Below are 18972 nucleotides of genomic sequence, written 5' to 3' on the forward strand. Positions count from 1 at the left end.
TCAGCCGGCGATACGCTCGATGGCCCGGGCGATGTCGTCCGGGTCGCGCTCGACCGCGTCGAGCGCGCGGTGGATGGACAGCCCCTCGATCGCCGCGTCCAGCAGGCGCGCGGTCAGCGGATCGAAGTGACGCTCGAGCGCCGCCCGGCTGCGGGTCATCCACGCGGAGGTCAGCTGCCGGTACCGCGGATCCCGCGCGGCCAGCGTGTACAGCTCGTGGGTCAGGACGAGCTCGCGGCCGTCGCTGAACACGTCCTCGCGGATGATGTCGGCGACCGCGCCGCGCGCCGCGTCCGCGTCGGAGGCGGCGCGCATCCGCCGCTCGAATCGGTCGCTGATCTCCTCGGCGAAGTGCGCGAGGGCGTCGAAGAGGAGCTCGTCCTTGCTGGCGAAGTGATAGGTCATCGAGCCCAGCGGCACGTCGGCCGCCCGCGCGACCCGGCGGTGCGACACGCCCGCCACCCCCACCTCGGCGATGACGTCGAGGCAGGCGAGCAGGATCCGCGTGCGCCGCTCGGGGTCATGCCGGCGCGTGCGACCCTCGGCGGTGGGGTCCTCAGCGATGGCCCTCGCCGCCCCTCGGCGCGACGCGTGGGCCACGGGCCGTGCCCGTGTGGGGAGGAGACGAAACGCTACGCATGCGCCGATCCTATCGCCGATGCGTACGAACGTACACCGGACGGATCAGCCGGTCGCGGAGATCTGCAGGTAGATCTCGGTCCCGAGGGGGTGCATGCTCTCCGGCCCGGGGTCGGTTCCGGTCACCGTCGTGAGGCCGTTCGGGAAGACGCTCCAGAGCGCGGAATGGTCGGCGACGAATCCCGCCGCCTCGAGCGTCGCGATGGCGTCGTCGCGCGTGAGACCGACGACGTCCGGGACGGGGAAGGGCTCCGGACCCAGTGATTCGATGAGCGTCACCGTGTCGCCGGGGGAGAGCGCCTGCTCTCCCGGATCCACGAGGGCGATGATGCGCCCCTCCTCGATCGCGTCGCTGTAGCGCTGTTCCGTGGCGTCGGCCACGACGAGGTCGACGTCCTCCAAGCGATCGCGCGCCTCGGCCACGGTGACGTTCTCGACGTCGGGGACCGCGCCCACGGAGACGGTGAACGCGATCGCGTCGCCCTCGTGCGCGGAGCACCCGTCGCCGCACGCGTAGGGGTCGCCGGACCCGCGCGGCGACACGCGCGCCGCGAGCACCGTTCCGGCCTCGGCGGAGTCGAACCGTTCGGACACGTCGTCGGCGACCCGCAGGCGCTGTTCCTCGGCGAGGTCGGCGGCCTCGTCCTGAGGGAGGCCGCGCAACGACTCCACCTCGACGGCGGCGGGGCCGAGTGAGGTGACGATCGTCACGCGCTGCCCGGGATAGACGGGCGTGCCGCTCGCGGGGGTGACGTCGAGGATCCGTCCCGCCGGCACATCGATGCTCGTCTCGGACTCCTCGGTCGGGACGAGCTCGAGGGCCGTGAGGGCGGCCGCGGCATCGTCGAAGGTCGCGTTCTCCGCGAACGAGGGCACGACGATCATCGACCCCGGCCCGGACCCGAACCACCACCCCGTCCCTCCCGAGGCGAGCGCGAGAAGGAGGACGATGATCGCGGCCCACCAGCCGCGCACGGTCCGCCGCCGGGTTCGGACTCGTAATCGCTCGGCGTTCTGGTCGCTCGCGGTGGGCCCCGGAACGGCGAGGGTCGGGGCGAGGATGGCGGTGGCGCCGGGCTCGTCGTCTTCCGGCGCGAGAAGCTTCGTCGCGTTCTCGCCCAGGAGATCCTCCGCGGCGCGCGCGGCGAGGCGCCCCCGGGTGGGGAGCGGGTGCACGCCGATCTGGTGCTCGATCTCGCGAAGTCGGTCGAGCATCTCCTGCGCGTCGGCGGGGCGCTCGTCGGGCTCGCGCTCGGTCGCCCACAGGACGAGCTCGTCGAGCGGCTCGGGCACCTCGGGATTGCGGATGCTGGGGCGCGGCACCTGCTCCGTCGCGTGCTGGTACGCGATCTGCATCGGCTGCTCGCCCGTGTAGGGCTGCGCGCCCGCGAGCATCTCGTACAGCATGATGCCGAGCGCGTAGATGTCGGTGCGCGCATCCGCGGATCCCTGCGTCACGAGCTCGGGGGCGAGATACGCGATCGTTCCGAGCAACTGCTGCCCGGTCGCCGTGTTGGCGCTCGTGGCGCGGGCGAGCCCGAAGTCGCCGATCTTCACGCGGCCGTCCTCGGCGAGGAGGACGTTCTCCGGTTTGACGTCGCGGTGTATGAAGCCCGCGCGATGGGCCGACGCGAGGCCCGAGAGCACGGCGTCCATGATCGTGATGGTCTGCGAGAGCGACAGGCGCGTTTGCTCCGCGAGGAGATCGCGGAGGGTGATGCCTGCGAGATACTCCATGACGAGGTAGGCGATGTCGCCGTCCTGGCCCTGGTCGAAGACGCTCACGACGTGGGGGTCGCTCAGGCGCGCGGCTGCCCGCGCCTCCTGGATGAACCGGCTCTGGAACCGGTCGTCGTCGCTCAGGTGGTGGTGCATGACCTTGAGCGCGACGCGCCGCTCCAGGCGGAGATCGGTCGCGAGGTACACGGTCGCCATGCCGCCGCGGGCGATGCGCCCCCGCACCCGGTACCGGCCGTCGACAAGCCGCCCCAGGAGGGGATCAGCCGGCGGACGAGAAGACACGAATTGATTCTAGGGACTGAACGGGCCCCGGCCCGGAAGGCTCACCCGTGCTGCGCGAGCCAGCCGTACGCCGCGACGCGCCACCGGTCGTACCGCCCGGGGTGGGCCGAGATCTGAACCGCCTGAGCCGCCTCGCCGAAGCCCATGTCCTGCCACCCGGCCAGGTCGAGGAGGCCGCGGGTGGATCCGTCCGGCGCGCCGGTGAAGAAGGCGCGGGTCGCGTAGCCACGGTCGACGAGCTGATCGGCGGCGCCCCAGCCCGCGCTCGGCCGCTGCTGAAAGAGCCCGAGCGAGTCGCGGTCCCCATAATCGACGTTGCGCAGGCCGGACTCGACCATGGCCGTCGCGAGCGCGATGGCGATGCCGCGGTCGCCGACGCCGAGCTCGCGGCCGACGCCGATGATGAGGGCGGCGTTCTCGGCCTGGGGAGCCGTGAGCGTCGCGGCCAGGTCGTGGTCCGGGTTGTCGTAGATGGACGTCGTCTCCCGCGCCTCGGGCGGTGCGGTCAGGACGAGGTCCTGACCGGGGTAGATGATCGCGGCGGACGTCAGATCGTTGAGGTCGAGGAGGGCACCCACGGACAGCCCCGCGTCGCGCGCGATCGACCACAGGGTGTCGCCGGCGCGCACGGTGTGGGATTGCGCGCTGGAGGAGGCCTCGCCCCGCTCGGCGGCGACGGTGCCGCGCGGCGCCGAGGTTTCCGCCCCGGGGACGTCGAGCCGCTGGCCGGGGAAGATCACGGCGGATCGGCCGAGCGCATTGGCGGAGGTCAGCGCCGCGACCGAGACGCCCTGTTCCTGCGCGATCGCCCAGAGCGTGTCGCCGGCGCGCACGGTGTAGCTCGACGTGGTGCGCGCGGACTGGGCCGGCTGCGCGCTCTCCGACGTGGCGGCCGTGGCGACGGCGCCGCCCCCGCTCGGCGCGCGGAGCGTCAGCTCCTGGCCGGGGAAGATCGTGCTGGACCAGCTCAGGTCGTTCCAGGTGAGCACGTCGACCGTGCGGAGCCCGTGACGGATCGCGATCCCCGTGACCGTGTCCCCTGCGCGGACGACGTAGGTCGGCGATGTCCGCGCGGTGTGCGCGACGTCCGGCGTCGCGGCGGGGCGGTTCGCGATGGTGCCGAGGGCGCGGTCGAGGCCGCGGCGGTCCGTGGTCGGTCGCTCGGGCGCCTGGTCGGCGGCGACGGCGGGCGTCGCACCGAGGGCGAGCGCGACGGCGCCCGTCACGGCGACGGGCGCGGCGGTCAGAATGCGGTTGCGTCGTCCCACGAAGATCCCCCTCCGGATCGGCCGATCACACACATCGGCGGATTGTCACGCTGTCACGGATGGATAACGGTGTCAACTGAAGTCATCCATTGTGGTTTTTGTGACGGATGGGATCCGAGGACCCGGGGGAGACCGTGGGAGAATCGCCCTGTGGCTGATGACAACGACACGGTTCTGGACGCCCTCGACTGGCTGACGCTCCCCGAGGTGGGCGAGCGGATCGGCGAGGCCCCCGGGCGGGTGCGCCGCCTGCTGGACGAGCGCGCGCTCGTGGCGTTGCGCCGCGACGGCGTGCTGCGCGTCCCCGCGGCTTTCGTCGACGGCGGCCGCGTGTTGCCGTCGCTGCGCGGCACGGTGATCGTGCTCGGCGATGTCGGCTTTACCGACGACGAGATCGTCGCCTGGCTGTTTACCCCAGAGGAGTCGCTCGGGCACGCTCCCATCGAGTCGCTTCTCGTGGGACGGAAGGCCGAGGTCCGGCGCATCGCGCAGACCCTCGCCTGACGCGAGCTACGTCTCGCGCCGCGTCGTCGCCTCGACGAGACGCTCCAGGTCGCCCGCGACGCCGGCAAGCTCCTCTCCCGCGATCGCGGCGCGCGCGGCGTCCGCGCGATCCGAAATCACGGCCTCGGCGCGTTCGAGCGCGCCGGTGTTACGTACAAGGTCCTGCAGCGCCCGGACGTCGTCCGGCGCGAGGTCCGCGGCGCCGATGCGCGCGTCGAAGCGGCTCCGCTCCGCCGGGTCCATGCCCTCGCGGGCATACGCGACGAGAAGCGTGCGCTTGCCCTCCCGCAGGTCGTCGCCCGCGGGCTTTCCCGTGACCGACGGATCCCCGAACACGCCGAGGATGTCGTCGCGCAGTTGAAAGGCGAGGCCGAGCGGGGCGCCCACCTCGGCCAGGCCGCGGCGCACGGCGTCGGACGCGCCGCCGAGCGTCGCGCCGAGCTCGAGGGGTTGCGCGACGCTGTAGCGCGCGGACTTGAGGACGGCGATGCGCATCGCGCGCTCCGCGTGCTCGGCGTCGGGCGTGCGCACCCAGGCCGCCTCCTCGGAGACGTCGAGGAACTGGCCCAGGATGACGTCGCGTCGCATGCGCTGATAGACGGCGCGGGTCGCGCGGCGCGCGGCGGCGCCCGCCGTTGCTTCCTCGAAGAGGTCGTCGCTCCACCCGAGGAGCAGGTCGCCGAGGAGGATCGCTCCGGACCGGCCGAAGGCCTCGCTGTCGCCGACCCAGCCGCGCTCGCGGTGCGCGGCCTCCAGCGCGCGCCATGTCGACGGGTGGCCGCGGCGGGTGTCCGAGTTGTCGACGATGTCGTCGTGCACGAGGGCCGCCGCCTGGAAGATCTCGAGCGCGGCGCCCAGGCCCAGCGCGGCCGTGCTCGGCTCGTCGCGCGCGGTCGCGGCACGCCACCCGAGCAGGGCGAATCGCGCGCGCAGGCGCTTGCCGCCTGTCAGCGCGGCGGCGGCGCGCTCGAGGAGGAGGGACGCGGCGGGATCCGTCGCGCCGGAGCCCGCGAACACCTCGTCGGCGAGGGCCTCGCGCACGCGTGCACGCGCGAACTTTTCGACGCGCTCCGAGATGTCTGTGATGATGTCGTGAGCGAACGGCACACGCCTAGCCTAGGTGCCTGCGCAGGCGATAGAATGAACTACGGTCTTTCCACCCGAGGGGGTTTTCCCGATGCCACTCTCCGAGCAGGAGCAGCGACTTCTCGATGAGATGGAGCGCCAGCTCATGCACACCGACGCCGATGTCGTGCATGCGGGCGCCTCGCGCGGCTTTAGTTACCGCAACATGCTGATCGGCGCGCTTCTCGTGCTCGCCGGTCTCGCCGCGATCCTTGCCGGCATCGCGCTGTGGAACGTCGCGGTCGTCGTCGGCGTCATCGTCGGGGTCCTCGGGTTTGCCGCGATGGTCGGCGGAGTGATTCTCGCGCTCGCACCGGGGCGCGGATCCGCGGCGTCCTCTGGGGGCGATCGAGCCCGGCCCGCGCCGCAGTCCTCGCCGTCTTCGGGCGGATCCTTCATGGACAAGATGAACGACCGATGGGATCGCCGCCAGCAGGGCTGATCCCGGCCTCGAGGTTTCCCGCGCCGCCCCCGTATGGGGGCGGCGCTTTTTTGTGCGCGTACACGGACCCACGCGCCCCGCGACACGCCGGGGTCGGCTGGGGCGTGCGTCCGGCCTCCACCCTCCTCCACCGAGGATCCGTCGCAGGATTCCGGGCCTGGAACGCACGATATGACGGTCTGCGAGTAGATTTTCTCTGGTATGTGGGGGAAAGTGGAGTAATGTGGGGCGCACCTCGCGGAGGGCCGGTCACGTCAGGGGGGTGAATGGCCGATGTTGCTGGGCACACACACACCGAAGCTCGACGACAAAGGCCGCGTCATCCTGCCGGCGAAGTTCCGCGAGGAGCTCGCCGGTGGCGTCGTCGTCACCCGCGGTCAGGAACGGTGTCTCTACGTCTTTTCGACGTCGGAGTTCGAACAGGTGCACGAGCGGATCCGCCAAGCTCCCCTCAGCAACAAGCAGGCCCGCGACTTCCTGCGCATGTTCCTCTCCGGCGCCAGCGCCGAGGCGCCCGACGGTCAGAACCGCATCACCCTGCCGCAGCACCTTCGCCAGTACGCCGGGCTCAGCAAAGAGCTCGTCGTCACGGGCGTGGGCGCCCACGCGGAGATCTGGGACGCGGCCGCCTGGAACGCCTACCTCGAGGGCAACGAGGACACGTACGCCGAGATGCAGGAGGAGGTGATTCCGGGACTGTTCTGATCCGGTGACCCGGACTCCCAGCCGCGACCCTGTCGTCACTTCCCCGGTGACAGGTCGCGCGGATGGGGATCCGGATTCCCGGGTCCAGGCGGGCCACGGACGACCTATGGATCCCCGCGACATTCACATCCCCGTGCTGCTCGAGCGCTGCCTCGAGCTCCTTGCCCCCGCGCTCGAGCGCGACGGCGCCGTCTACGTCGACGGCACCCTCGGCATGGGCGGCCACGCCGAGGCCGTCCTCTCCCGCCACCCGAACGCGGTCCTGGTCGGGATGGATCGCGATACCCAGGCGCTGGAGCTGGCGGGCGCGCGACTGGCTCCCTTCGGGGACCGCGTGCACCTCGTGCACACCGTGTACGACGGGATCCGCGCGGCGCTCGATCAGGCCGAGATCGCGCGCGCCGACGGGATCCTCTACGACCTGGGGGTGTCCTCGCTGCAGCTCGACGAGGCGGACCGCGGCTTCGCGTACGCGCAGGACGCACCGCTCGACATGCGCATGGACCAATCCGCCGGTCGCACCGCCGCGGACGTCGTCGCGACCTACGGCGAGGGCGACCTGCGGCGCATCTTCGAGCGATACGGCGAGGAGAAGCTGGCGGGGCGATACGCCCGCGCGATCGTTGCGGCGCGGCAGAACGGCCCCATCGCGCGATCGGGGGATCTCGTCGACATCCTCCAGGGCGCCACTCCGGCCGCGCTGAAGAACGCGGGGCACCCCGCCAAGCGCGTCTTCCAGGCGCTCCGCATCGAGGTCAACGGCGAGCTCGAGGCCCTCGAGCGCGCGATCCCGGCGGCTCTGGACGCGCTCGCGGTGGGCGGGCGGCTCGTCGTGATGAGCTACCAGTCGCTCGAGGATCGCTTCATCAAGCGCCTCTTCGCGGAGGCGACGGCGTCGTCCGCCCCTCCCGGCCTCCCGGTCGAGCTCCCGGAGCACCAGCCGCGATTTCGTCTCCTTGTCCGCGGCGCGGAGCGCGCGGGCGAGGCCGAGGCCCAGGCCAACCCGCGCGCGCTGCCCGTGCGCCTGCGCGCCATCGAACGCATCCGGGAGGACCGATGAGCATCGCACACGCCGACCTCCTGCCGCAGCCGCATCGCCCGCGGCCGGAGGCGCCCGAGCGCGGTCTCCGCGCCGTGCCGCGGGCCGAGAGGCGGCGGCGCCCGCGCGTCGCGTACGCCGCGGTCGCGGTCACGGGAGCCGTGCTCATCGCGGCCGCCCAGCTCGGCGTCTCCATCCTCACGGCGCAGGGCAGTTACGAGCTCGCAGGGCTCGAGCAACAGCAGCGCCAGCTGACGCTCGATCGGCAGGAGCTCGCGGACGACGTGGCGGGCCTGGCCTCGCCGCAGTACCTCGCCGCGAATGCCTCGGCGCTGGGAATGGTGATCGATTCCTCCCCGAGCTACCTGCGCCTGAGTGACGCCGCGATCACGGGATCCGGCGCGCCCGCGGGGGATCAGTCGACCGTGAACGTCCAGTCCGGCAACGCCGCGGCCAACGCGCTCATCGCCGACACGCCGCTCGTGACCGACCGCGGGGCCACCCTCGGCGGCGGAGGCGCGGAGAACGCCGCGGCGGAGGAGACGCCCGTCGCTCCGCCGCTCGAAGACGGCCTGCCCGTCCCGACCACGCACTAGCCCTTTTTCCCGAGACGAGGATCGTGATGAACACTCCGGTCAGCCACACGGCGCGGCGCCGCACGAGCATCGCGGCCGTCGTCGTCCTGATCGTGCTGATCGCGTTCGTCGTGCGCCTGTTCGATATCCAGGTCGTCCGGGCGCAGGAGCTGATCGACGACTCGTACAAGACGGCGAACTTTGTCAGCACCGACACGATCCTCGGTGTGCGCGGCTCGATCGTCGACTCCGAGGGCCAGGTGCTCGCGAGCAGCACCGTGCGCTACCACGTGAACGTGGATCCCGCCGTCGCGGACGACGTCACCCGCTACGACGAGGCCGGCGAGAAGTATGTCGAGACGTGGGGGCACCTCGCCGAGCGCATCGGCGACGTCATCGGCATGACGGGCGCGGAGGTCGAGCAGGTCGTCGACGACGCGCTGGCGGCCAACCCCGACTCCCGGTACGCGCGGGTGGAGAGCGGCATCACGACCGAGCAGTACCGCGCGCTCCTGGAGCTCGACGCACCCATGCTCACGTTCGAGCAGCAGAAGTCCCGCACCTATCCGAACGGCGCCGTCGCCGGAAACCTCGTCGGCTTCACGAGCACGGACGAGGAGCCGCTCGCGGGGTACGAGCTCATGCAGGACGCCTGCCTCGCGTCGACCGACGGGTCGGTGCAGTATCAGACCTCGGGCGATCGCGGCGTGCGGATCCCCGGGACCACGGTCGAGACGCCCGCAACAAACGGCGGCACGCTCCAGCTCACGATCGACACCGACCTCAGCTGGTACCTCCTCCAGATGCTCAAGGAGGAGGTCGAGGCGCAGCGGGCGCAGGCGGGGTCGATCATGGTCGTCGAGGTGGAGACCGGCGAGGTCAAGGCCGCCGTGGACTATCCGACGCTCGACCCGAACGATCCGCAGGCGGTCGACGCCTCCGAGCGCGGCGCGTCCGTGTTCACCCGGACCTTCGAGCCGGGATCCACGTTCAAGGCGATCACGACGGCGACGGTCTTGGACCAGGGGGCGGCGACGCCCCTGACCCCCGTCGATGCGTCGGGCTACGAGGAGTTCGACAACGGCGCGGCCGTCGGCGACTCCTACGCGCACGGGGTCTTCCACTACACGCTGACGGGCGCGATGGTCGACTCGTCGAACGTCGCGCTGTCGAAAATCGGATCCCTCGTGTCCGCCGACACCCGCTACGACTACCTCACGGCCTTCGGCGTGGGGGAGAAGACGTCGATCGACTTCCTCGGCGAGGGGACGGGCGTGCTGCGCCCGTCCGACGAGTGGGACAACCAGACCTACTACGCGACCACCTTCGGCCAGGGCTACACGGTCACGATGCCGCAGGTCGTCAGCGCCTACCAGACGCTCGCGAACGGCGGCGTACGGACCCCGCTGAGCATCGTCGACTCGTGCACCGCGGCCGACGGCACCGTGACCTCTCCCGCGCTTCCCGACGAGCAGCGGGTCGTCAGCGAGGACGCGGCCGACACGACCGTCGACATCCTCGAGAACGTGGCCAACGCGGGCTCGGTGTCCGACCTCATCCAGGTGCCGGGCTACCGCATCGCCGCGAAGACGGGAACGGCGCAGAAGTCGGACGGCAACGGCGGATACAAGAGCGGCGTCTACTTCACGAGCCTCGTCGGCATGGCCCCGGCGGACGATCCTCAGTACATCGTCATGGTGAGCCTCGATGAGCCGCGTAGAGTAACGTCGTCTGCGGCCACGGCCCCGGCGTTCCAGAAGGCCATGACCCAGGTGCTCAAGACGTACCGCGTCCCGCCGTCGGACGAGCCCTTCGAGCCGCTTCCCCAGTTCACGGATTGACGCGCGTCTCGCGCGAAGGACCAGCACGTTATGATCGCTCTTTCACTCTCCGAGATTGCGGCCGCCGTTGGCGGCGAGCTGCACCTCGTGGGCGCGGACACGCCTGCCTCGCGCGTGTCCGGCGCCGTCGACACCGACTCGCGCCTCGTCGGACCGGGCGACATCTTCGCCGCCAAGCCGGGGGAGGTCACGGACGGTCACCTCTTCGTCGCGACCGCGGCGTCCGCCGGGGCGGCGCTCGCGATCGTTGAGCGCGTCGTGCCCGAGGCGGAGTGCTCCCAGGTCGTCGTGCCGGACGTGGTGCGGGCGCTCGCCGACCTCGCCCGCGAGGTCGTCGGCCGCGTGCGCGCCCTGGGCCACCTGCGGGTCGCGGGGATCACCGGATCCAACGGCAAGACGACGACGAAGAACATGCTCGCGCGGATTCTCGAGGACGAGGGTGAGACCGTCGCGCCCGTGGCGAGCTTCAACAACGCGGTCGGCGCCCCGCTGACGATGCTCCGCGTGACCGAGACGACCCGCTTCCTCGTCTGCGAGTTCGGCGCCGACGCGCCGGGTCAGATCGCGCGCCTCGCGGGGCTCGTGACGCCCGACGTCGTGATCGAGCTCATGGTGGGGCTCTCCCACGCCGGCGGCTTCGGCGGCATCGAGCAGACGGCGATCGCCAAGCGCGAGCTCGTCGAGGCCGCGCGCCCCGGCGGCGTGGCCGTCCTCAACGCCGACGATCCGCGTGTCGCGGCGATGGCCCCGGCAGCCGCCGAGCGCGGGCTGAACGTGCGGTGGTTCGGCCGCGGCGAGGACGCGGATGTCCGCGCCGAGGACGTGCGCGTCACGCCGCACGGCACCGACACGCGGCTCGTCGTGGACGGCGAGCGGTTCGACATGCACCTGCAGGTCCTCGGTGCGCACCACGTGTCGAACGCGCAGGCGGCGCTGACCGCGGCCGTCGCGCTCGGCGTCGCGCCCGCGGCGGCCGTCGCGCGCCTGGAGTCCGTCGCGCTCGCCGAAAGGTGGCGCATGCAGCCCCTGGGATCGGAGCGCGTGCGGATCATCAACGACGCGTACAACGCCAGCCCCGACGCGATGCAGGCCGCCCTGCGCACGCTTGCCGAGATCGCCCAGCCGGGCGAGCGCATGGTGGCGGTGCTCGGCGCGATGAGTGAGCTGGGCGAGCTCGACGTCGAGGAGCACCAGAAGATCGGGCTGCTTGCCGTGCGCCTGCGGATCCCGCGCATCGTCGTCGTCGGCCGCGAGGCGCGCCCGCTGTACCTGGCGGCCATCGCCGAGGGCTCCTGGAGCGACGAGGCCGTGTTCTTCGAGACCGCGGACGAGGCCTTCGCGTACCTCGCCGATGAGCTCGTCGACGGCGATCGCGTGCTCGTCAAGTCGTCCAACGCCGCGGGCCTGAGGTTCCTCGGCGACCGTCTGGGAGAATTGTTCGCGTGAGATCACTACTGGCAGCGGCGGCGATCTCGCTCGCGTTCACGCTGATCCTGACCCCCGTCTTCTTCCGGCTCTTCCGGACGTGGGGGTGGGGGCAGGTCATCCGCACGGACGGCGAGGGCTTCAACGCGCCCAAGCACGAGACGAAGCGCGGCACGCTCACGATGGGCGGCGTCATCTTCATCCTCGGCACGATCGTGGGGTATCTCGCCGGCACCTTCGCGGGCGGTAACCCCCCGACGCTGTCGGGCTGGCTCGTCCTGTGGGCGATGCTCGGATTTGGCACCGTGGGCTTCATCGACGACTACATGAAGGTCAAGATGCAGCACTATGCCGGCCTGTCGGGCTGGAAGAAGATCGCCGGGCAGATCATCGTCATGGTGCCCTTCGGCGTCGTCGCCCTGAACTTCCCCAACAGCGCGGAGCAGACCCCGGGCAGCCCGTACGTGTCGTTCATCCGCGACATCGACGTGCTCTCGTTCATGGCGCTGACGCCCGTGCTCGGGTGGCTGCTCTACCTCGCGTGGCTGTCGCTCCTCGGCACGGGCTTCTCGAACTCCGTCAACCTCACCGACGGGCTGGACGGGCTGGCCGCCGGCGCCGGGATCTTCGTCGTCGGCGCGTACAGCCTCATCGCGTTCTGGCAGTTCAACCAGGCGTGCGCGGGCGTCGGCACGGCGCCCGATAACCTCGCCGCCTGCTATCAGGTCCGCGACCCGCTCGATCTCGCGATCGTGTCGGCGTCGTTCGCGGGCGCGCTCGTCGGCTTCCTCTGGTGGAACGCCCCGCGCGCGAAGATCTTCATGGGCGACGTCGGGTCGATGGCGATCGGCGGCGTCGTGGCCGCCATGGCGATCCTCACCCGCACCGAGCTCCTCGGCGTGCTGATCGCGGGCCTGTTCGTCATGGCGAGCGGATCCGTGATCCTGCAGCGGCTCTACTTCAAGATCACGGGCGGGCGTCGCCTGTTCCTCATGAGCCCCGTGCACCATCACTTCGAGCTGCGCGGATGGCCGGAGACGACGATCGTCGTGCGCTTCTGGATCATCGCGGGCCTCTTCGCCGTCACGGGCGTCGGCCTGCTCTACATCGAATGGCTCTCGCGCGTATGACCGATGATGTGACCACGCGACTCGCGTCGCTCACGAGCTGGCGGTCGGACTGGGCGGGCCTGAGGGTCGCCGTCCTGGGACTCGCGGCGACCGGGTTCTCCGTCGCGGACACGCTCGCCGAGCTCGGCGCGGACGTGCTCGTCGTGACGGAGCAGGCGCCCGAGGAGTACGCGGGGCTGCTGCCCGTCATCGGGGCTCGGCTCCACGAGGGGCCGCTCGACGAGGCACCCGAGGAGCTCGTCCGCTTCGCACCCGAGGTCGTCGTGGCGTCGCCGGGGTTCTCGCCGGCTCACCCCGTGATCCGCTGGGTGCGCGAGCGGGGGATCGCGCTGTGGGGCGACATCGAGCTGGCGTGGCGCGTGCGCGACAAGGTCGTGCGCGCCGACGGCACGCCCGCCGAGTGGATCCTCGTGACGGGGACCAACGGCAAGACGACCACGACGCGCCTCGCGGCCACGATGCTCGTCGAGGCGGGGCTGCGCGCCGCGCCGTGCGGCAACATCGGCGTTCCCGTGCTCGACGCGGTGCGGGATCCCGCCGGGTTCGATGTCTTTGTCGTCGAACTGTCGAGCCACCAGCTCTGGTACCTCGGGCTGTCGGACGGCGTTGGGGCGCCCGTCCCCGCCGCCGCGACCTGCCTCAACCTCGCCGACGACCACCTCGAGTGGCACGGGTCCTTCGCCGCCTACCGCGACGCGAAGGCGGTGGTCTATCGCCACACGCGCATCGCCTGTGTGTACAACAAGGCGGATGTCGCCACGCGCCGGATGGTCGAGGAGGCGGACGTCACCGAGGGCGCGCGCGCCGTCGGGTTCGACCTCGGCGTTCCCGGGCCGAGCGATGTGGGCGTCGTGGACGGGATCCTCGCCGACCGCGCGTTCGTCGAGAACCGTCGGACGTCGGCGGCGGAGCTCGTCACCCTCGAGGAGCTGGGCGCCCGCGGGCTTTCCGCGCCCCACGTCGTTCAGAACGTCCTCGCCGCCGCCGCGCTCGCGCGCGCCGTGGGCGCCGAGCCCGCCGCGATCCGCCGGGCGCTCGCGACCTTCGCCCTGGATCCGCACCGCGCGCAGCTCGTCGCGCAGGCGGGGGGCGTGTCGTGGATCGACGACTCGAAGGCGACCAACCCGCACGCGGCCATCGCCTCGCTCACGGCGTACCCGGGGTGCGTGTGGATCGTCGGCGGGCTGTTCAAGGGCGTGGACATCGACGCGCTGATCGCCGAGCGCGGAGCGTCGGTGTCCGCGGCGATCGTCATCGGCGTCGACCGGTCCCCGGTCGTCGAGGCGTTCGCGCGACACGCGCCGGACGTTCCCGTGATCGAGGTCGACGACGCTCAGACTGATTCCGTGATGAGGCGCGCCGTGGATCGCGCGGCGGAGGCCGCGGCATCGGGCGGCGCCGTCCTGCTCGCGCCGGCGGCGGCCTCCTTCGACCAGTTCGCGAGCTACGGCGAACGCGGGGACAGGTTCCAGGAGGCGGTGCGGGACCGGATCGAGAGGGGAAGGCCGGATGACCTCGACGGCGCGGCCCCCGCGGGCGACTGACACCCCCGCCATGCGCGCGCGCGTCTCCCTGGGGCGCGCGATCGGACCGCTGTCGGTCGAGTTCCTCCTGATCCTCTCCTCCGTGCTGTTCCTCACGGTCTTCGGCGTCGTCATGATCTTCTCGGCGACGACGGTCGAGTCGATCGCGGCGACGGGCAGCCCCTTCAACGACGGCATAGGGCACCTCGTGTACGCCGCCGTCGGGATCCCGCTCATGCTCATCGTGAGCCGCCTCCCGGTCGCCTGGCTGCGCCGGCTCGCCTGGCCCGGCCTCGTCATCGGGCTGGTTTTGCAGCTGCTGGTGTTCACGCCGCTTGGCTTTGAGTTCGGCGGCAACCGCAACTGGCTGGACCTCGGCGCCGTCACGGTGCAACCGTCCGAGTTCCTGAAGCTCGCCCTCGCTCTCTGGATGGCGCTTGTGCTGTACCGCAAGCGCGACCGCCTCGACAGCTTCTGGCAGGTCGCGATCCCGCTGCTCCCCGTCGCCCTCCTCGCCATGGGAACGGTCCTCGCCGGCGAGGACCTCGGCACCGTCATGATCATGGCGCTCATCGTCCTGGGCGCGATGTTCTTCGCGGGCGTTCGGCTGCGCATGCTCCTGCCGCTCATCCTGGGCGGCGTGCTCGCGGTCGGTTTCGTGGCGCTCACGAGCACCAACCGCCTCACGCGCATCATGAGCGTGCTCGACCAGGACTGCCTGGACGACTACCTCGGGACCTGCTATCAGCCGCTGCACGCCATGTGGGGGCTGGCCGGCGGCGGCCTCCTCGGCCTCGGGCTCGGCAACTCGAAGGAGAAGTACAACTGGCTGCCCGCCGCGGCCGACGACTACATCTTCGCGATCGTCGGCGAGGAGCTCGGGCTCCTCGGCTGCGTCGTCGTCCTCGCGCTGTTCGCGGTCCTCGCGGTCGGGACGTTCCGCATCGTGCGCCGCACCGACGACCTCTTCGCGCGCGTCGCGGCCGGCGGCATCGGCGTCTGGATCATCGGCCAGGCGCTCGTCAACATCGGCGTCGTGCTGCGGATCTTCCCCGCGCTTGGCGTGCCCCTGCCGTTCCTCTCGGCGGGCGGATCCTCCCTCATCGCGGTCCTGCTCGCCTCGGGAATCCTGCTGAGCCTCGCGCGCACGCTCCCGGACGGGGCCCGGCCCGTCGGAGCCGTGCCGGCGCCGCTCCGGCGTAAGATCGTCCGGTGACGACGTACCTCCTCGCCGGTGGCGGAACCGCCGGGCACGTGAACCCCATGCTCGCCGTGGCGGACGGCCTCCGGGCGCGCCGACCCGAGGACGAGGTGCTCATCCTCGGCACCGCGGAGGGCCTTGAGTCCCGCCTTGTGCCGGAGCGCGGATACGAGCTGCTCGTCGTTCCCAAGGTCCCGTTCCCGCGCCGCCCGAACGGCGCCGCCCTGCGCTTCCCGGCGCGCTTCGCGCGGGCCGTGCGCACCGCGCGCGGCTACCTCGCGGACCGCGGCGTCGACGTCGTGCTCGGCGTCGGCGGCTACGCCGCGGCGCCCGCGTACGTTGCGGCCCACCGCGCGGGGATCCCCGCGGTGGTCCACGAGGCGAACGCCCGGCCCGGGCTCGCGAACGTCCTGGGCGCGCGGTCGGCGTCCGCCGTGGGCGTCGCGTTCCCCGGCACCCGGATCCGCGGGGCCGAGGTCGTCGGGATGCCGCTGCGCCCCGAGATCGTCGGCCTCGACCGCGCGGCTCGCCGCGCCGAGGCCGCGGCGCATTTCGGCCTCGACGCCGAGCGCCCCGTCCTCCTGGTCTTCGGGGGATCCCTCGGGGCGCGCCGCCTCAACGACACCCTTGGGCAGTCCTGGCGCGACGTGCGCGACGCGGGCTGGCAGATCCTCCACGTCACGGGGGAGCGCAGCGACCTCGCCGACCCGGGCGTTGCCGGGTATGTCCTGCGGCGCTACGTCGACCGCATGGACCTCGCGTTCGCGCTCGCCGACCTCATCGTCGCGCGCTCCGGCGCCTCGACGGTCTCCGAGGTCTCGGCGCTCGGCATCCCGGCCGTGTATGTGCCCTATCCCGTCGGCAACGGCGAGCAGCGCCTGAACGCCGCGTCGGCGGTCGCGGCCGGCGCCGCGCGGCTCGTCGAGGACGCCGCCTTCACCCCGGCCTACGTCCGCGACGAGCTGGTGCCTCTCCTCGGCGACCGCGACGCCATCGCGCAGATGGCGCGCTCCGCCGAGGGCGCGGGCACCCGCCGCGGCACCGAGAACGTCATCGCCCACCTCGACCAGGCGCTTTCCGCGCGAGGGGAGAACTCCCGCCCATGATCGCTCCCGATCTCACCGTTCCGATCCCCGAGACGATCGGATCCGTCCACTTCATCGGGATCGGCGGATCCGGCATCTCGGGGCTGGCGCGCATGTTCCTGCAGGCGGGCATTCCCGTGTCCGGCTCGGACCGCTCCGAGAGCCAGAACACGCGCGACCTCGCGGACCTCGGCGCGCGCGTGGCGATCGGACACGACGCCGCGCACCTGGGCGACGTCGACGCGGTCGTCTACACCGGTGCGATCTGGCCCGAGAACCCCGAGTTCCTCGCGGCGAAGGAGCGCGGGATCCCCGTGCTGCACCGGTCGCAGGCGCTGAAGTACCTCATCGCGGGGCGCCGCCTGGTCTCGGTCGCCGGCGCCCACGGCAAGACGACGTCGACGGGCATGATCGTGACCGGTCTCGCCGGTCTGGGCACCGATCCGAGTTTCGTCAACGGCGGCGTGATCCAGCAGTACGGCGTCTCGAGCCGCGCGGGGGCGGGCGACCTCTTCGTCGTCGAGGCCGACGAGTCGGACGGCACGTTCCTCCTCTACGACACCTCCGTCGCGCTCATCACGAACGTCGACGCGGATCACCTGGACCACTACGGCTCGCACGAGGCGTTCGACGCCGCGTTCGTGCGATTCGCCGATGCGGCGCGTGAGGCCGTGGTCATTTCGTCCGACGACGCGGGGGCCAGGCGCGTCCGCGCGCAGCTGACCCACGCGAACGTGGTCACCTTCGGAGAGTCCGCGGACGCCGACGTGCGCGTCTCCGACGTCGCGGCCTCGGGGCCCGTCTCGTTCGCCCTCCACGCCGGCGGCGAACGGGTCGACGTGACGCTGCGCGTGCCGGGGCATCACAACGCGCTCAACGCCGCGGGCGCCGTCGCGGTGCTCCTGTCCCTCGGGCACCCCCTCGCGGAGTCCGCGCGCGCCGTCGCCGGGTTCGGCGGCACGGTGCGCCGCTTCGAGCTGCACGGCGTGCGCCGCGGCGTCAGCGTTTTCGACGACTACGCGCACCACCCGACCGAGGTCGACGCCGCGCTGTCCGCCGCTCGCACGGTCGTCGGATCCGGACGGATCATCGCCGTGCACCAGCCGCACACGTACTCCCGGACGCGCCTGATGTCCGGCGAGTTCGCCCGCGTCCTCGAGGATCGCGCCGACCACACGGTCGTGCTCGACGTCTACGGCGCGCGCGAGGACCCGATCCCCGGCGTGACCGGCGCGCTCGTCGAGGAGGCGTTCCGGGACCCGGCGGGGGTGTCCTACGTGCCGGACTGGGACGCGGCCGCGTCCCGCGTCGCCGACATCGCGCGCGAGGGTGACTACGTCGTCACGCTCGGCTGCGGCGACGTCTACCGGATCATCCCGCAGGTGCTCGCCGCGCTCGAGCGCGGCGGCGACGCCGCCGAGTGAGCCGCGCGTGAAGCGCCCCGGTCCGCTCCCGCCGTCCGAGCGGCGCGAGGTCCCGGATCCGCTCCCGCGCGGCGGCGCGGAGGACACCGCCCGCGCACCCGAGGGGCTCGACGACGCGCGGGGGGCCGGTTCCCCGTCGTTCGGCGCGCGCTGGGCCGAGCGCGTCCGCCTCTGGTTCGCCGACCGCCGGGCGAAGAACGCGGAGCGCTCGGAGGTGCGCCGCTTCACGGTGCGCGCGCGCCGGCGGCGCCTGACGTGGATCGTGTCGCTCGGCGCGTTCGCGGCGCTGGTCGTGGGAACGTTCGGCGCCGCGTATAGCCCGCTGTTCGCGGTCGAGGACATCCGCGTGGCGGGGGCTGAGACGATCTCCGCGGACGACATCGCGGAGGCCCTGTCCGGTCAGGTGGGAAGGCCCCTCCCGCTCGTCGACGACAGCGAGATCCGCGCCGCGCTGCTCGCCTTCCCGCGCATCGAGACCTACACCGTCGAGTCGCTTCCCCCGCACGAGCTCGTCGTCCGCATCGTCGAGCGCACGCCCGTCGCGGTCGTCGCCTCCGACGCCGGGTTCACCACCGTCGACGCCGCCGGCGTCCCGCTGACGACGAGCGACGAGGCGCCGGAGGGGCTCCCGATCGCGGAGGTCGAGGGCGGCGTTACATCCGACGCCTTCGCCGCCGTGGGACAGGTCCTGCGCGCCCTGCCGGCGGACCTGGCCGAGCGCGTGACGCGGATCCGCGCCACGAGCCCCGAGGACGTGTCCTTCGACCTCCCGGACGGCGGCGGCGTGACGGTCGTGTGGGGGAGCGCCGGGGACACCGCCGAGAAGACGAAGGTGCTCGAGGCCGGGATGGCGTCATCGCCTCCGGCAGAGGTGTCGACGTACGACGTGTCGTCGGCCGGGGTCCTGGTGGTGAGCTGATCCGCGCGATTTCACCGACACGCCGCGGCGCGCCTCGCGGGAGTCGGGCGCCCGGCACGTACGGTCGAGGACGAGCAGATATATGCCGGTGAATACTTTAACCCT

The 18972-nt window shown here is 72.0% G+C and carries 17 protein-coding genes; 13 read left to right on the forward strand and 4 right to left on the reverse strand.

Annotated features, from left to right (window positions below; genetic code table 11):
• The 3 genes from G8E01_RS05465 to G8E01_RS05475 all read right to left on the reverse strand — a co-directional run bounded on the left by G8E01_RS05465 (position 1) and on the right by G8E01_RS05475 (position 3929).
• A complete protein-coding gene (locus tag G8E01_RS05465) occupies positions 1-600 on the reverse strand; it encodes a TetR family transcriptional regulator (RefSeq protein WP_166316937.1) in 600 nt (199 codons plus the stop codon).
• 84 nt (positions 601-684) lie between these two features.
• Positions 685-2661 (reverse strand): Stk1 family PASTA domain-containing Ser/Thr kinase, encoded by a 1977-nt coding sequence (gene pknB / locus G8E01_RS05470; protein ID WP_166316940.1) that lies wholly within the window; start codon positions 2659-2661, stop codon positions 685-687.
• 41 nt (positions 2662-2702) lie between these two features.
• Entirely contained in the window at positions 2703-3929 is a 1227-nt protein-coding gene (locus G8E01_RS05475; RefSeq protein WP_166316943.1) for a LysM peptidoglycan-binding domain-containing protein, read from the reverse strand.
• Between the two features lie 150 nt (positions 3930-4079).
• Between G8E01_RS05475 and G8E01_RS05480 the strand changes: the two genes are divergently transcribed.
• Positions 4080-4433: an Rv2175c family DNA-binding protein gene (locus tag G8E01_RS05480; RefSeq protein ID WP_338100748.1), complete on the forward strand. Its 354-nt coding sequence runs from the start codon at positions 4080-4082 to the stop codon at positions 4431-4433.
• 6 nt (positions 4434-4439) lie between these two features.
• On the opposite strand, the gene G8E01_RS05485 is transcribed toward G8E01_RS05480, so the two are convergent.
• Positions 4440-5540 (reverse strand): polyprenyl synthetase family protein, encoded by a 1101-nt coding sequence (locus tag G8E01_RS05485; RefSeq protein ID WP_166316946.1) that lies wholly within the window; start codon positions 5538-5540, stop codon positions 4440-4442.
• A gap of 70 nt (positions 5541-5610) precedes the next feature.
• On the opposite strand from G8E01_RS05485, the gene G8E01_RS05490 reads away from it, so the two are divergent.
• From G8E01_RS05490 to G8E01_RS05545, 12 genes are all read left to right on the forward strand, one after another.
• A complete protein-coding gene (locus tag G8E01_RS05490; RefSeq protein WP_155049044.1) occupies positions 5611-6000 on the forward strand; it encodes a DUF3040 domain-containing protein in 390 nt (129 codons plus the stop codon).
• Between the two features lie 273 nt (positions 6001-6273).
• Entirely contained in the window at positions 6274-6705 is a 432-nt protein-coding gene (mraZ, locus tag G8E01_RS05495; protein ID WP_166316949.1) for a division/cell wall cluster transcriptional repressor MraZ, read from the forward strand.
• Positions 6706-6811: 106 nt separating this feature from the next.
• A complete protein-coding gene (gene rsmH / locus G8E01_RS05500) occupies positions 6812-7765 on the forward strand; it encodes a 16S rRNA (cytosine(1402)-N(4))-methyltransferase RsmH (protein WP_166316952.1) in 954 nt (317 codons plus the stop codon).
• Positions 7762-8340 carry a cell division protein FtsL gene (gene ftsL, locus G8E01_RS05505; RefSeq protein WP_155049041.1) on the forward strand — a complete coding sequence of 193 codons (579 nt, stop codon included), beginning with the start codon at positions 7762-7764 and terminating at the stop codon, positions 8338-8340. Before rsmH ends, ftsL begins: the two co-directional genes overlap by 4 nt.
• Positions 8341-8366: 26 nt before the next feature.
• A complete protein-coding gene (locus tag G8E01_RS05510) occupies positions 8367-10160 on the forward strand; it encodes a peptidoglycan D,D-transpeptidase FtsI family protein (RefSeq protein WP_166316955.1) in 1794 nt (597 codons plus the stop codon).
• A 30-nt stretch (positions 10161-10190) separates the two neighbouring features.
• Positions 10191-11606: a UDP-N-acetylmuramoyl-tripeptide--D-alanyl-D-alanine ligase gene (locus G8E01_RS05515; RefSeq protein WP_166316958.1), complete on the forward strand. Its 1416-nt coding sequence runs from the start codon at positions 10191-10193 to the stop codon at positions 11604-11606.
• Positions 11603-12715, forward strand: coding sequence for a phospho-N-acetylmuramoyl-pentapeptide-transferase (mraY, locus tag G8E01_RS05520; RefSeq protein WP_166316961.1), 1113 nt, complete (start codon positions 11603-11605; stop codon positions 12713-12715). The genes G8E01_RS05515 and mraY overlap by 4 nt, the downstream gene beginning before the upstream one ends.
• Entirely contained in the window at positions 12712-14259 is a 1548-nt protein-coding gene (gene murD / locus G8E01_RS05525) for a UDP-N-acetylmuramoyl-L-alanine--D-glutamate ligase (protein WP_166316964.1), read from the forward strand. Before mraY ends, murD begins: the two co-directional genes overlap by 4 nt.
• 10 nt (positions 14260-14269) lie before the next feature.
• Positions 14270-15454, forward strand: a complete 1185-nt coding sequence (ftsW, locus tag G8E01_RS05530) for a putative lipid II flippase FtsW (protein ID WP_166316967.1) — start codon at positions 14270-14272, stop codon at positions 15452-15454.
• The gene (locus tag G8E01_RS05535) at positions 15451-16545 is read left to right on the forward strand and encodes a UDP-N-acetylglucosamine--N-acetylmuramyl-(pentapeptide) pyrophosphoryl-undecaprenol N-acetylglucosamine transferase (RefSeq protein WP_338100749.1); all 1095 of its coding nucleotides are present in this window, start codon (positions 15451-15453) and stop codon (positions 16543-16545) included. The genes ftsW and G8E01_RS05535 overlap by 4 nt, the downstream gene beginning before the upstream one ends.
• Positions 16542-17948, forward strand: coding sequence for a UDP-N-acetylmuramate--L-alanine ligase (gene murC, locus G8E01_RS05540; protein ID WP_166316970.1), 1407 nt, complete (start codon positions 16542-16544; stop codon positions 17946-17948). Before G8E01_RS05535 ends, murC begins: the two co-directional genes overlap by 4 nt.
• Positions 17949-17955: 7 nt before the next feature.
• A complete protein-coding gene (locus G8E01_RS05545; protein ID WP_166316973.1) occupies positions 17956-18867 on the forward strand; it encodes a cell division protein FtsQ/DivIB in 912 nt (303 codons plus the stop codon).
• Positions 18868-18972 lie beyond the last annotated feature (105 nt).

Source organism: Microbacterium excoecariae (assembly GCF_011326725.1).
Classification (GTDB): domain Bacteria; phylum Actinomycetota; class Actinomycetes; order Actinomycetales; family Microbacteriaceae; genus Microbacterium; species Microbacterium excoecariae.

Excerpts from the sequence above, each read along its gene's own strand:
- G8E01_RS05490 (WP_155049044.1), top strand. The coding sequence starts at position 5,611 with ATGCCACTCTCCGAGCAGGAGCAGCGACTTCTCGATGAGATGGAGCGC.
- mraZ (WP_166316949.1), top strand. The coding sequence starts at position 6,274 with ATGTTGCTGGGCACACACACACCGAAGCTCGACGACAAAGGCCGCGTC.
- rsmH (WP_166316952.1), top strand. The coding sequence starts at position 6,812 with ATGGATCCCCGCGACATTCACATCCCCGTGCTGCTCGAGCGCTGCCTC.
- ftsL (WP_155049041.1), top strand. The coding sequence starts at position 7,762 with ATGAGCATCGCACACGCCGACCTCCTGCCGCAGCCGCATCGCCCGCGG.
- G8E01_RS05510 (WP_166316955.1), top strand. The coding sequence starts at position 8,367 with ATGAACACTCCGGTCAGCCACACGGCGCGGCGCCGCACGAGCATCGCG.
- G8E01_RS05515 (WP_166316958.1), top strand. The coding sequence starts at position 10,191 with ATGATCGCTCTTTCACTCTCCGAGATTGCGGCCGCCGTTGGCGGCGAG.
- murD (WP_166316964.1), top strand. The coding sequence starts at position 12,712 with ATGACCGATGATGTGACCACGCGACTCGCGTCGCTCACGAGCTGGCGG.
- ftsW (WP_166316967.1), top strand. The coding sequence starts at position 14,270 with ATGCGCGCGCGCGTCTCCCTGGGGCGCGCGATCGGACCGCTGTCGGTC.
- murC (WP_166316970.1), top strand. The coding sequence starts at position 16,542 with ATGATCGCTCCCGATCTCACCGTTCCGATCCCCGAGACGATCGGATCC.